The organism is Pseudomonas sp. CC11G, assembly GCF_056174845.1.
This window is the reverse complement of sequence record NZ_JBWBZC010000040.1, coordinates 19,902-32,874: the sequence shown is the minus strand read 5'-3', so window position 1 is coordinate 32,874 and position 12,973 is coordinate 19,902. Positions and strand designations below refer to the sequence as shown.

Sequence of the window (12,973 nt, the reverse complement as noted above, 5' to 3'; positions counted from 1 at the left end):
GCTGCCATTGAGCACGCTGCCGTTGGACAGGCCTTCGACGATGCCCGAAGCGATCTGCCACAGCGCGACCGAGCGGCGCGTCTTTGCACAGCACTTCGAGGCGGGCGAACACCGGGCCATATAGCCGAGGTTGGTGCCCAGGTCTTGGTTGCGGATAACGCCGATCAGCGCCATCTGCAGCATTTGGCGCAGTTTGCGCGCAGCACCGGCAGTTCGGCGGTACGCAGTTGTGCCAGGGAATCGGCCGACAGCGCCGGCTGGCGCACGGTCATGTCCGGGGGAGAAAAGGCTGGTTTCGGACAGCAGCTTTTCACCACGGGGCCGAACGCAGGTCGTTCAACAGCGGCAACACCACCATGGGCAGGTCGCGGCGCGCGGTTTGAATACGGTCGAGGTAAACCGGCAGTTGCAGAATGGCCTGCATCAGCACTTCCAGGGCTTCACCCTGGTTGCTCACGCGGTTTTCCATCAGGGCCTGAGCCAGATGCTCCATTTCCTCGGCAAGCAAGGCAGCACCGTAGAACTCCACCATTTGCAGAGTGCCGTGCACCTGATGCGCATAGGTCAGGCAGAAACGCATGCGTGTCGAGTCCTCGGGGTTCTCAACGAACGCCTCAAGGGCCTGCCGCGCCTGTTTCAGGGTTTCTGCGATCTCGCCTTTAACCCACTCCAGGGCGACATAATCGTGCCGATCACCCATAGCCACTCCACTCATAAACTGCACGCTACCCCTTTCGGGTAAAAGCCAGCACTCGCTCGTCGGCCACCGGCTCCAGGTCCGGGTGCTGCCAACCGACCACTTCACCGACGCCGACTACCAAAGACCACCTGGCGCAAGGCGTTCAGCCAGGCGGTTGAGGATCTCGCGGCGACGCCAGCGACGAAAAAGATCAGAAGCTGACAGACTGAGAAAATGACATCCATGCCGGCCATCGGCGCTTTGGCCAACTCCAGCACGTTGAGCCGGGCCACGCACACGCGTGCCGCCAAGCTCGGTATTACTTTTCAAACGACCATCGTCCTGGCGTCGAAGTAACGCTCGCACAGGTCTAATCCATCTGCTCGAACTTGCGCGCGGCGTATTCGGCCTCACGCGCTTTGCTCAGCGCATTCATGCTGATATCGGTGCCGGTTACACCGAAGTGTTCGGGCATGCCGCTATCGCGCAACACCTCCGAGGCACTGATCGCCAGGGAGTAAGGTTCTTCACCGCTGGAGCAACCCACACTCCACAAGGCCCACGGCTGTTCGCCGGGTTGGGCGCGCGCCAGGCGCAACGCCAGGTATTGCTCAAGCACTTCAAACGAAGGGCGATGGCGAAAGAAACGGGTTTCTTGAACGGTCAGGCGGTCCAGCAGGGTCGACCACTCCACAGCACCACGCGGACCATCGGTAACTTGCCGGTAGTAGCTGGCATAGTCCGGCACCTCGAGCTCACGCATGCGTGCGCTGAGGTTGGTCTGCAAAAAGGCCTGGCGCTGTTCGTTGATTACCACGCCGGTGCGCTCTTCAAGCAGCGCTTGCCAGTCGTGGAATTCTGCCGGCGTCATATCGACCAGAGGCTTGAGCGTCCAAGACCCACTTTGGGTCCCTTTCGGTGCCCCTCCCGGCGCCCCGCTCGGTTGCATGCCGTCTCCCTCGCTCATGGCCCAGTGGCGATGACCTTTTCAGGTCATCGCGCTCCCCTCGATCAGGCCTGGTCCGCTGCTTCTGGCAGGGTAAAACCAGAAACCGAACGACGCATCTCACTGGCCATCTTGGCCAGGTTACCAATGCTCTTGGCGGTAGCGGTGGTACCCGAGGACGTCTGCGAGGTGATCTCCTGGATCACGTTCATGGTGTTGGAGATATGGCCAGCGGAGGACGCTTGCTGGCGGGCGGCGTTGGAGATGTTCTGAATCAAGGCCGCGAGGGTCTTGGATACCTTTTCAATCTCTTCCAGTGCCACACCGGCGTCCTGTGCCAGACGGGCACCGCGCACTACTTCGGAAGTGGTTTGCTCCATGGAGATAACCGCTTCGTTGGTGTCGGTCTGAATCGTTTTAACCAGCGCCTCGATCTGCTTGGTTGCAGCGGAGGAACGTTCAGCGAGGCGTTGTACCTCGTCCGCTACCACGGCGAAGCCTCGACCGGCGTCACCGGCCATGGAGGCCTGGATCGCGGCGTTCAGTGCGAGGATGTTCGTTTGGTCGGCGATGTCGTTAATCAGGCTAACGATGTCACCAATCTCCTGGGACGATTCACCGAGACGTTTAATACGTTTCGAGGTGTCCTGGATCTGCTCACGGATGTTATCCATGCCGGTGATGGTGTTGTGCACCACCTCGTTACCCTTGTTGGCGATGGCTACGGAACGTTCCGCTACCGCAGAGGACTCCGAGGCGTTCGCCGATACCTGGTCAATGGAAACGGCCATTTCGTTGATCGCCGCCGATGCACCGGCAATTTCTTGCGCCTGGTGTTCGGATGCTTCGGCCAGGTGCATTGCCGTTGCCTGGGTTTCCTGGGCGGCGGCGGCCACCTGTACAGCGGTCAGGTTGATCGTGGCTACCAGGTCGCGCAGCTGGTCGATCGAGTAGTTGATCGAGTCAGCGATGGCGCCGGTGAAGTCTTCGGTTACGGTGGCTGCTACGGTCAAGTCACCGTCCGCGAGGTCGGCAATTTCGTCGAGCAGTCGCAGAATCGCCGCCTGGTTTCGTTCGTTTTTCTCAGCGGTTTCAGCCAGTCGGCTACGGGTGCTCTGAACCATTACCAGACCGATCAGGATGATCGAGGCAATCGCCAGCAGACCCAGCACGTAACCGGCCAGGGTGTTCATCGAACGCGCACTTACCAGGTTTTCGAAACCGTCGGCCAGCTTGGACGCTTTGTCCAACAGGGTTTGCGACACGGTGAAGATGCTGCTTGCCGATTCACGAACCTGGAACAGTTCTGGCGAGGTTTCGAGAATTTCGTCTACCGAACCGGATACGAACTCGAACAACTCGGAAATCTCGGACAGACGCTCCAGGGCTTCCTGGTCGCTGACCTTGGTGATCTTCATGGCGGCGTTGCCTTCGATCATCGCCTTGAGTACGCGACCGAACAGGCTGGCGTCACGGCCGAACATGTCGGCGGCTTGTACCGAATCTTCGTCACCGGCCAGTACCTTGTTCACCGAGCCGAGGATACGTTCGGCCAACAGCGACTGGCGCTGGGCAACCGATACCTGAGCAGCGGTCGCGCCGCTTTCCAGCAAGATGTCGACCACTTCTTCGTACTCGACCTGCAGCTGCGGAATGGTTTCGGCCAGTGTGGCGGCTACCTGGTGCAGGGACAGTACGGTTTGTTCGCTGGCGAGAATGGCGTCGGCGTTTTTACGCAGGCTGTCCCAGTCTTGCTGCACCGCGTCCATTTCTGGTTTCACGATGCCAGGCGCGGGCGGCAGGCCAGTGCTGTTGTCACCCTTGACCAGGAAGCTCCAGCGCTTTTCGAAGTCGTTGCGCGCGTCTTTCAACAGGGCGAACGCCTCTGTCTTACCGGCGGCCGCTTCCGTGGCGTTCTTCGCAATACGCTGGGACAGTACACGCAGCTCACCGGAGTGGCTGATGTATTCCTTGTCGTAGTTCGACTGGGTGTTGATGTAGGCGAAGTTGGCGAAGAGCAACACGATCGAAACGATCAGGACGATAAACAGCCCCGCGATCAACGAGCTACTACGCACTCCAGCCAATAGATTGCCTGCGTTCAGTTTTTTCATTATTTGGCCCCGCCTGGACCCACCGCACTACGTTTCCCATATAACGCCAAAGGGCCGGCAAATGCCGACCCAACCTAATCAATCAGAACGCAACGTCGAGAAAGCCCGGATGCTGTGCCAGCGCGTGAGGGCTGAACACTAGCCATGGTTGCTCGCGTTGAAAAACCCCATGTATGAAGGGCTCAATAGCCGCCTCGAGCGCTGGCAACTGCTCCGAAAAGCTGTCCACCGGGAAGTGCTGCATACCAAACACTTCATCGACGGTCAGGCCAGCGAAAACATCGTGGTGGTCTACGACCAAAACGCGCCGCTGCTTGCGCAGAGGCGAGAGTTCGGTGCCGAAGTAGCCACACATATCCATTACCGGCAGCAAGCGCCCACGTACGTTGGCCACGCCCTTGACCCAGCTTTTGACGCCGGGCAACAACGTGAACCGTGGCTCGTGCAGCACTTCGCCGATCTCACCCATCGGTGCTACGAACAGCCGCTCGCCCATGCGAAAGCCGATCCCACTCCAGGTCTGCACCACGGCCCGCTGCGACGGCAAGCCGGCAGCCAGCAGTCGACAACGCTGGTCGATCTCGAGGAGAAGCTGAAAGGGGGTCTGTACTTCCGACATGTCGGCCTGAACCTTCTAGTTTTTATGTGCGTGGTGGCGGCTTAGCCCGCCAGCACCGCATTTAAGGTTTTCAGCAGCGTGTCTTCGTCCACCGGTTTGGTCAGGTAGTCACGCGCGCCTTGGCGCTTGCCCCAGACCTTATCGGTTTCTTGGTCTTTGGTGGTGACGATAATTACCGGAATGTGATTGGTATCAGCATCTTTGGTGAGTTGACGGGTCGCCTGGAAGCCATTGAGGCCCGGCATCACGATATCCATCAACACGGCGTCGGGTTTTTCCTGACGGGCCAGTGCCACGCCATCGGCGCCATTTTCCGCCTTGAGTACCTGGTGACCGTGCTTTTCGAGCATGGCGGTCAGCTTGTACATCTCGGTGGGAGAGTCATCAACAATCAGAATTCGAGCCATGGTGTTTCCCTATGGAAGTTGCGTCTCCGCCTTAGCGGTCGAACGTCAAGATGCTTGTTCCACCGGGGTGAAATCAGGGACGTGAGCCTTGATAGCGCCGAGCAGCTCTTCCTTACTGAAAGGCTTGGTGAGGTACTGATCGGAACCCACGATACGGCCCTTGGCCTTATCGAACAGGCCGTCCTTGGAGGACAGCATGATTACCGGGGTGGACTTGAAAGCACTGTTATTTTTGATCAGGGCGCAGGTCTGATAGCCATCTAAGCGCGGCATCATGATGTCGACAAAAATGATGTTGGGGTGTGTGTCAGCGATCTTGGCCAACGCATCGAAACCATCGACGGCGGTGATCACTTCGCAACCCACTTTTTTCAGCAGGGTCTCAGCAGTGCGACGAATCGTTTTCGAATCGTCGATGACCATGACCCTTAATCCTTCGGAATGCTGTTCCATGTTCGTCCTACCATCGCCTCGATGAGTCGTTATTTTTCTACGTTTTCAGTGCGCCTGAGGCCTACCAGCTACGGGCTGCGACCCAATCGTAGGCCTTTTTAGCACACTCTCTAGAAGCAATCTATAAGCCCCAGAAGCGTAAGGTTTTTCCTTGACCGAAGTGGTCGCCAGCGCCACTCTGCCGCCACACAGTCTAGTCGCGACACATTTCAACTGTCGCATTCGTTTCGCGGAGGATCCACCCCATGAGCGTTCGCCTTGGCATAGTCATGGACCCAATTTCGGGCATTTCCTATAAGAAGGACAGCTCGCTCGCCATGCTACTGGCCGCTCAGGCCCGTGGTTGGTCGTTGTTCTATATGGAACAGCACGATCTGTACCAGGTTGCAGGTGTTGCCAAAGCGCGCATGCGTCCGCTTAAAGTTTTTGCCGACCCGCAACACTGGTTCGAGCTGGGCGACGAAACCGACGCCCCGCTGACCGAACTGGACGTGATCCTGATGCGCAAGGATCCGCCGTTCGATATGGAATTCGTCTACAGCACTTACCTGCTGGAGCAAGCCGAGCGAGCCGGGGTGTTGATCGTCAACCGCCCCCAAAGCCTGCGCGACTGCAATGAAAAGCTGTTCGCCACGCAATTCCCGCACTGCACGCCACCGACGCTGGTCAGCCGCCGCGCCGACATTCTGCGGGAGTTTGCCAAAGAGCACCGTGACATCATTCTCAAACCCTTGGATGGCATGGGCGGCACCTCGATCTTTCGTCACCGCGAAGGCGACCCGAATCTGTCGGTGATTCTCGAAACCCTGACCAACCTCGGCCAGCAGCAGATCATGGCGCAAGCGTACCTGCCGGCGATCAAGGACGGCGACAAGCGCATTCTGATGATCAACGGCGAGCCGGTGCCGTACTGCCTTGCACGTATTCCGGCGGCCGGCGAAACCCGCGGCAACCTGGCCGCTGGCGGTCGTGGCGAAGCGCGCCCGCTGACCGATCGCGATCGCTGGATTGCGGCTCAAGTAGGACCGACGCTGCGCGAGAAAGGCCTGTTGTTCGTGGGCCTGGACGTCATCGGCGACTACCTGACCGAAATCAACGTCACCAGCCCGACCTGCATCCGTGAAATCGACAATGCCTACAACACCGGTATTGGCGAGCAACTGATGGCGGCCATTGCGGCGCAACTGGACGCTCGTTAACGCGCAGGCGCGTGCCTCTGTCTCTTATATAAAGAAGAACAGAGCCACGCGCCGCTGCGACACGAGACCCACAACGCAGAAATGCCCAGTGCTTCACCAAGCCGCGCAGTGCTTCATAGACTTTTCGCCGAGCCCTCGGCAGACTGCGCGGCAACCTAAATCGACCCCGTTGCGCGATGAACTCACCCGCCCTTCCGCCAGAACTTTCTGATTACGGCGTCCGCCCTGCGGATAGGCTGGGCTTTACCCTGTTCCTCGCAGCCGTCCTGCACGCAGTCCTGATTCTCGGCGTCACCTTCACCTTGGTGCCGCCCAGCCAGATCAGCAAAACCCTGGAAATCACCCTGTCCACGTTCAAAAGCAAGGAAGCGCCCAAAGAGGCCGACTACCTCGCCCAGGACAATCAACAGGGCAGCGGCACGCTGGATAAAAAAGCCGCGCCGAAAACCACCGAGCAGGCGCTGTTCCAGGACAAAGAAGTCAAACGCATCACCCTGCCCACCGCGCCTGCACCGAAGACCAAGCAGGAAGCGCCCAAAGCAGCCGTAGCCACTACGGCGCCCAAGCAGCAGAAAACGCAGGTCAAGCAGGAAGAAACCAAACCGCAACCTGACGCCCGCAAAGCACCAGCGTTCGACAGCGAGCAGTTGTCGGCGGAAATCTCCGGCCTTGAAGCGGAATTGGCGCAGGAACAGCAGCTGTACGCCAAACGCCCGAAAATTCACCGCCTGAACGCGGCCTCGACCATGCGTGACAAAGGCGCCTGGTACAAAGACGAATGGCGCAAGAAGGTCGAACGGGTCGGCAACCTGAACTACCCCGACGAAGCCCGCCGTCAGCGCATTTACGGCAGCTTGCGTCTTCTGGTGTCGATCAACCGCGACGGCAGCCTGTATGAAGTGCAGGTGCTGGAGTCATCCGGGCAGCCACTGCTGGACCAGGCGGCGCTGCGCATCGTGCGCTTGTCGGCGCCGTTCGCGCCGTTTACCGGTGACCTCTCGGACATCGACCGCCTGGAAATCATCCGCACCTGGCGCTTCGAGCGCGGTGACAAGCTCTCCAGCAAATAAGGTCATCCAGAGGGCAACGGCCTACAGCAATTGCCTGGGTCGGCTTGTCAGGGCCACCAACCAGCGGCGACACTACGCGCCATGAAAGACGCCAACCCCAGCTACCTGAAAAACCACTTTCTGATTGCCATGCCGCACATGGCCGATCCGAATTTCGCGCAGACCGTCACTTTCCTCATCGAACACAACGCAGACGGCGCCATGGGCCTGGTGATCAACCGCCCCAACGGCCTCACCCTCGCCGACGTGCTTGAGCAACTGCGCCCTGACACCTTGCCGCCCGCTCTCTGCCAAAGCCTGCCGATTTTCTCCGGTGGCCCGGTGCAGACGGACCGCGGCTTTGTGCTGCACCCGGCCGGCCCACAGTTCCAGGCCACCATGGAGTTGGGCGAACTGGCTGTCACCACCTCGCAAGACGTGCTGTTCGCCATCGCCGACGGCCATGGTCCGCTTCAGCACGTGATCGCCCTGGGTTACGCCGGCTGGGAAGCCGGGCAACTGGAAGACGAGCTGATCGGCAACACCTGGCTCACCTGCCCCGCCGACAACCACATTCTGTTTGACCTACCCTTCGACCAACGCCTGGCCGCTGCCGCTGCGCGCCTGGGTGTCAATCTCAGCCTGCTGACCTCACAAGCCGGACACGCCTGATGGCCGATAAACCTCTACGCCTGCTGCTCGGTTTCGACTACGGCACCAAGCAGATCGGCGTTGCCGTCGGCCAGGTAATCACTGGCCAGGCTCGCGAGCTGTGCGTGCTCAAAGCGCAGAACGGCGTACCCGACTGGCAGAAGGTCGAAGCCTTGGTAAAAGAGTGGCAACCGGACGCCATCGTGGTGGGTCTGCCGCTGAATATGGACGGCAGCGCCAGCGAAATGAGCGAACGTGCCGAAAAATTTGCCCGCCGTCTTAACGGACGCTTCAACCTGCCCGTGCACACCCACGACGAACGCCTGACCACCTATGAAGCCAAAGGCGAGCGCCTGCAGCAGGGCCAACGTGGCGGTTACCGGGAAAACCCGGTGGATGCCCTCGCCGCCGCCTTGCTGCTTGAAGGCTGGCTGGCCGAACACAGCGGCGCCTGAAGCTCTGCGTTTTTTGCGATTCAAGGAGAGACCATGAAGCTACCCAACCCCGCCGAGCTGCTGCCGCAAATGGCCGCCGCCCTTACCGAGCACCTGGCTAAACGGCAGATCAGCGAGCCGCGCTTTATCGGCATCCACACCGGCGGCGTATGGGTCGCCCAAGCCCTGCTCAAGGAGCTGGGCCGCGACACCGAGCTGGGCATTCTCGATGTGTCGTTCTACCGCGATGACTTCACCCAGAACGGCCTGCACCCGCAAGTGCGCCCCTCGGCGCTGCCGTTCGAAATCGAAGGCCAGCACCTGGTGCTGGTGGATGACGTGCTGATGAGCGGCCGCACCATTCGCGCCGCGCTCAACGAGCTGTTCGACTATGGCCGCCCCGCCAGCGTGACCCTGGTCAACCTGCTCGATCTTAATTCCCGCGAGCTGCCGATTCGCCCCGATGTGGTCGGCGCCACCCTGTCGCTCGCTCCCAATGAGCGGGTAAAATTGCTCGGCCCCGCGCCGCTCACGCTCGAGCACCTGCCTCCCGCCGCCCACTGAGACTTCCCCGATGACGCCAACAGACGCCAAGCGCCCGCTGCAGCTCAACGACCAGGGCCAGCTGCGCCACTTCCTCTCGCTTGATGGCTTGCCTCGCGAGTTGCTCACCGAAATCCTCGACACCGCCGACTCCTTCCTTGAAGTCGGCGCCCGCGCGGTGAAAAAAGTACCGCTGCTGCGCGGTAAGACTGTGTGCAACGTGTTCTTCGAGAACTCCACGCGCACGCGCACCACCTTTGAACTGGCAGCCCAGCGTTTGTCGGCGGACGTCATCACCCTGAACGTGTCGACCTCCTCCACCAGCAAAGGCGAAACCCTGCTCGACACCCTGCGCAACCTCGAAGCCATGGCGGCCGACATTTTCGTGGTACGCCATGCCGACTCCGGCGCCGCGCACTTTATTGCCGAACACGTGTGCCCGGACATGGCGATCATCAACGGCGGCGACGGCCGCCACTCGCATCCGACCCAGGGCATGCTCGACATGCTCACCATCCGCCGCCACAAAGGCAGCTTTGAAAACCTCTCGGTGGCCATCGTCGGCGACATCCTGCATTCGCGGGTGGCGCGCTCCAACATGCTCGCGCTGAAAACCCTGGGTTGCCCGGACATCCGCGTGATCGGCCCGAAAACCTTGTTGCCGGTCGGCATCGAGCAATACGGCGTGAACATCTACACCGACCTCGCCGAAGGCCTGAAAGACGTCGACGTGGTGATCATGCTGCGCCTGCAGCGCGAGCGCATGACCGGCGGTTTGCTGCCCAGCGAGGGCGAGTTCTACCGCCTCTATGGCCTGACCAGCGAACGCCTGAAACTGGCCAAGCCGGACGCTCTGGTGATGCACCCGGGACCGATCAACCGAGGCGTGGAAATCGAATCGGCGGTGGCCGACGGCCCGCAGTCGGTGATTCTCAACCAGGTGACCTACGGCATCGCCATCCGCATGGCCGTGCTGTCCATGGCCATGAGCGGCCAGGCCACCCAGCGTCTGCTGAACCAGGAAGCCCAAGCGAACAAAGCGGCTGAGGAGCAAAACTGATGCGTATCGAAATCCTCGGCGCTCGAGTGATCGATCCCAAAAGCGGCCTGGACAAGGTCTGCGATCTCTTTATTGCCGACAGCAAAATCGCCGCCATCGGCGCCAAGCCAGCCGGCTTTGCAGCAGACAAAACCATTGATGCCAAGGGCCTGGTTGCCAGCCCCGGCCTGGTCGACCTGAACGTCGCCTTGCGCGAGCCGGGCTACAGCCGCAAAGGCAGCATCTCCAGCGAAACCCTGGCCGCCGCAGCCGGTGGCATCACCAGCCTGTGCTGCCCACCGTTTACCAAACCGATTCTGGACACCCCGGCGGTCGCCGAGCTGATCCTCGACCGCGCCCGCAGCGCCGGGCACACCAAGGTGTTTCCGATTGGCGCGTTGAGCAAAGGCCTGGCCGGCGAGCAGTTGGCCGAGCTGGTGGCCCTGCGTGACGCCGGTTGCGTGGCGTTCGGTGATGGCCTGGAAAGCTTCCGCAACAACCGCACCCGCCGTCGCGCCTTCGAATACGCCGCCACGTTCGACCTGACCGTGGTGCTGCAGTCGCAAGACCACGACCTCGCCGAAGGCGGCCTGGCCCACGAAGGCGCCACCGCCAGCTTCCTCGGCCTGTCGGGCATTCCCGAGAGCGCAGAAACAGTGGCGGTTGCCCGCGATCTGCTGTTGGTGGAACAGACCGGGGTGCGTGCGCACTTCAGCCAACTGACCAGTGCCCGCGGCGCAGAACTGATCGCCGACGCCCAGGCGCGTGGCCTGCCGGTAACCGCCGATGTGGCGCTGTACCAGCTGATTCTCACCGATGAAGCGCTGATCGATTTCTCCAGCCTGTACCACGTGCAGCCGCCGCTGCGCACTGCAGCCGACCGTGACGGTTTGCGAGCGGCGGTAAAAGCCGGGGTTATTCAGGCCATCGCCAGTCACCACCAACCACACGAAGCTGATGCCAAGCTGGCGCCGTTCGGCGCGACCGAGCCGGGCATGAGCAGCGTCGAGTTGCTGCTGCCACTGGGTTTGAGCCTGGTGCAAGACGGCCTGCTGGACCTGCCGACACTGCTGGCGCGCCTGAGCGCCGGTCCTGCCGCGGCCCTGCGTTTGCCGGCTGGCCAACTGGCCGTGAATAGCCCGGCGGATGTGCTGCTGTTCGACCCGCAAGCCTCGACCCTGGCCGGGGAAACCTGGTTTTCCAAAGGCCAGAACAGCCCGTTTATTGGCCATTGCCTGCCGGGCGCGGTGCGTTACACCTTGGTGGATGGGCATATCAGCTACCAGGCCTGATCCAATTGCCGCCAACAAAAAGCCCGCCAATCGGCGGGCTTTTTGTTGGGTGGTAGTCGTCAGACGCGCTGCGCGACGTTACGCACCGACACCTGATCATTCAGGGTCCAGAAGTCGTACAGCACCCCGACAAAGAACAAACCGCCGGTGAATAGGTAAATGATCCCGCTGATCCATTTCCCTTGGTACATGCGGTGCACGCCAAACACCCCGAGGAAGGTCAGCAGAATCCAGGCGACGTTGTAGTCCAGGCCGCCGGCGTTAAAACGCAAATCCGCTTCGCGGTCCATCGACGGGATCAGAAACAGGTCAATGATCCAGCCGATAAAGAACAGACCGAAGGTGAAGAACCAGATGGTGCCGGTTACCGGCTTGCCGTAGTAGAAACGGTGCGCGCCGAGAAAACCGAAAATCCACAGCAGATAGCCGATGAGCTTGCTGTGGGTGTCCTGACGTACGTTCATGCTTGCCTCCCTTGGGCGTTCACAACTTCGACCAAGGCTACGGCAAAGGGTGCCCACTCGACCATCTCAAACCCTCTTCGATCACCCAGGTAGCAATGCGACAGAGCGAGCGTCGTACTTCTGACAGATTCTGGATCCCAGCTTCCGCTGGGATGACGGTGGAACACACCAAAATCTCCGTCGTCCCAGCGAAGGCTGGGACCCAGAATTTCGGAGATAACCGCAAATCGTCGACGGTCGTCTAAGCCAAATGACGGGTCTACGGGGACGAATATGAGCCCAGCGAAACGCTCAGGATTAGTCCCTACAAAGCCGAAAAAAGCAGGGCTTTATCACTGCTTTTCGCTCATCGGACCAGAGTTCCAATCGACCAATGGTCAAAAAATGATCAAAAAAGCTGTTATAAAGTTGCGCTTTCGTGAAAACAAGAGCTTTGAGTTATGCGTTCCCTTCACCAAACCTGGCTATCCATCTGCCTGTGTTTACCGCTTGCTGCTGTCGCGTCCCACAGCATTGCAAGCAATCGCTACCAGTCGTTGCCAGCCCATTCCACCGGGCACACGGCTTCCACCTCCTCTATTTCCAACACGCCAGCCAGCGCCTCACCCGAGCGTACCGAAGCCGCCAAAAACAGCAGCTCGGTTCTCGGCCGCGCCGTAAATACCTTGGGTGTGCGTTATCGCTGGGGCGGCAGTTCGCCTGAGAAGGGCTTCGATTGCAGCGGCCTGGTGCGCTATGCCTTTGACGATATCGACTCGGTCGACCTGTCGCGCACCTCCAACGCCATGGCCCGTACCGACGGCAAGAAAGTCGCGCGGGACGATCTCGAACCCGGCGACCTGCTGTTTTTCAACATCCGCGGCGGGCGTATCAACCACGTGGCGATTTACTTGGGCAACGACCGTTTTATCCATGCGCCACGACGCGGCAAGGCGGTCACCATCGACACCTTGAACAAGCCCTATTGGAAAACCCACTACGCCATGGCCAAGCGCGTGCTGCCCGCCGATGAGCCGCAGCTGCGGGTTACCTCGCGCTAACTAACCGTACCCAATAAAAAAGGCTGCCAGTGGCAGCCTTTTTT

At 60.3% G+C, this 12,973-nt stretch carries 15 protein-coding genes and 1 pseudogene; 8 read left to right on the top strand and 8 right to left on the bottom strand.

The genetic code is table 11. The features are described 5' to 3' along the window. The 7 genes and pseudogenes from AC0V2S_RS26320 to pilG all read right to left on the bottom strand — a co-directional run. The coding region (locus AC0V2S_RS26320; RefSeq protein ID WP_475512287.1) for a FimL-related protein at positions 1 to 183 on the bottom strand (183 nt) is incomplete at its 3' end. A gap of 127 nt (positions 184 to 310) precedes the next feature. Continuing rightward, positions 311 to 700 (bottom strand): Hpt domain-containing protein, encoded by a 390-nt coding sequence (locus tag AC0V2S_RS26315; RefSeq protein ID WP_475512286.1) that lies wholly within the window; start codon positions 698 to 700, stop codon positions 311 to 313. A 25-nt stretch (positions 701 to 725) separates the two neighbouring features. Continuing rightward, positions 726 to 1,628 (bottom strand): annotated as a pseudogene (locus AC0V2S_RS26310) (CheR family methyltransferase). Positions 1,629 to 1,690: 62 nt separating this feature from the next. Then, the gene (locus AC0V2S_RS26305; protein ID WP_475512285.1) at positions 1,691 to 3,739 is read right to left on the bottom strand and encodes a methyl-accepting chemotaxis protein; all 2,049 of its coding nucleotides are present in this window, start codon (positions 3,737 to 3,739) and stop codon (positions 1,691 to 1,693) included. Between the two features lie 82 nt (positions 3,740 to 3,821). Then, the gene (locus tag AC0V2S_RS26300) at positions 3,822 to 4,358 is read right to left on the bottom strand and encodes a chemotaxis protein CheW (RefSeq protein ID WP_475512284.1); all 537 of its coding nucleotides are present in this window, start codon (positions 4,356 to 4,358) and stop codon (positions 3,822 to 3,824) included. 41 nt (positions 4,359 to 4,399) lie between these two features. Beyond that, positions 4,400 to 4,765, bottom strand: coding sequence for a twitching motility response regulator PilH (gene pilH / locus AC0V2S_RS26295; RefSeq protein WP_108094980.1), 366 nt, complete (start codon positions 4,763 to 4,765; stop codon positions 4,400 to 4,402). A 45-nt stretch (positions 4,766 to 4,810) separates the two neighbouring features. After that, a complete protein-coding gene (pilG, locus tag AC0V2S_RS26290) occupies positions 4,811 to 5,218 on the bottom strand; it encodes a twitching motility response regulator PilG (protein ID WP_108094981.1) in 408 nt (135 codons plus the stop codon). 245 nt (positions 5,219 to 5,463) lie between these two features. Between pilG and gshB the strand changes: the two genes are divergently transcribed. From gshB to AC0V2S_RS26255, 7 genes are all read left to right on the top strand, one after another. Next, positions 5,464 to 6,417, top strand: a complete 954-nt coding sequence (gshB, locus tag AC0V2S_RS26285; RefSeq protein WP_475512283.1) for a glutathione synthase — start codon at positions 5,464 to 5,466, stop codon at positions 6,415 to 6,417. 176 nt (positions 6,418 to 6,593) lie between these two features. Continuing rightward, positions 6,594 to 7,487 (top strand): energy transducer TonB, encoded by an 894-nt coding sequence (locus AC0V2S_RS26280; RefSeq protein WP_475512282.1) that lies wholly within the window; start codon positions 6,594 to 6,596, stop codon positions 7,485 to 7,487. 81 nt (positions 7,488 to 7,568) lie between these two features. Continuing rightward, complete coding sequence (locus AC0V2S_RS26275) at positions 7,569 to 8,138, top strand: YqgE/AlgH family protein (protein ID WP_475512281.1); 570 nt, start codon at positions 7,569 to 7,571, stop codon at positions 8,136 to 8,138. Further along, on the top strand, positions 8,135 to 8,572 hold the full coding sequence (gene ruvX / locus AC0V2S_RS26270) for a Holliday junction resolvase RuvX (RefSeq protein WP_475512292.1): 438 nt from the start codon (positions 8,135 to 8,137) through the stop codon (positions 8,570 to 8,572). Before AC0V2S_RS26275 ends, ruvX begins: the two co-directional genes overlap by 4 nt. Before the next feature lie 33 nt (positions 8,573 to 8,605). After that, on the top strand, positions 8,606 to 9,115 hold the full coding sequence (gene pyrR, locus AC0V2S_RS26265) for a bifunctional pyr operon transcriptional regulator/uracil phosphoribosyltransferase PyrR (RefSeq protein ID WP_475512280.1): 510 nt from the start codon (positions 8,606 to 8,608) through the stop codon (positions 9,113 to 9,115). 10 nt (positions 9,116 to 9,125) lie between these two features. Beyond that, complete coding sequence (locus AC0V2S_RS26260) at positions 9,126 to 10,154, top strand: aspartate carbamoyltransferase catalytic subunit (RefSeq protein WP_475512279.1); 1,029 nt, start codon at positions 9,126 to 9,128, stop codon at positions 10,152 to 10,154. Continuing rightward, positions 10,154 to 11,425 carry a dihydroorotase gene (locus AC0V2S_RS26255; RefSeq protein ID WP_475512278.1) on the top strand — a complete coding sequence of 424 codons (1,272 nt, stop codon included), beginning with the start codon at positions 10,154 to 10,156 and terminating at the stop codon, positions 11,423 to 11,425. Before AC0V2S_RS26260 ends, AC0V2S_RS26255 begins: the two co-directional genes overlap by 1 nt. A gap of 59 nt (positions 11,426 to 11,484) precedes the next feature. Here AC0V2S_RS26255 and AC0V2S_RS26250 read toward each other — a convergent pair whose 3' ends face one another. After that, positions 11,485 to 11,889, bottom strand: coding sequence for an NINE protein (locus tag AC0V2S_RS26250; protein WP_475512277.1), 405 nt, complete (start codon positions 11,887 to 11,889; stop codon positions 11,485 to 11,487). Between the two features lie 440 nt (positions 11,890 to 12,329). On the opposite strand from AC0V2S_RS26250, the gene AC0V2S_RS26245 reads away from it, so the two are divergent. Continuing rightward, a complete protein-coding gene (locus tag AC0V2S_RS26245) occupies positions 12,330 to 12,929 on the top strand; it encodes a C40 family peptidase (RefSeq protein ID WP_475512276.1) in 600 nt (199 codons plus the stop codon). The last annotated feature ends 44 nt before the right edge of the window (positions 12,930 to 12,973 follow it).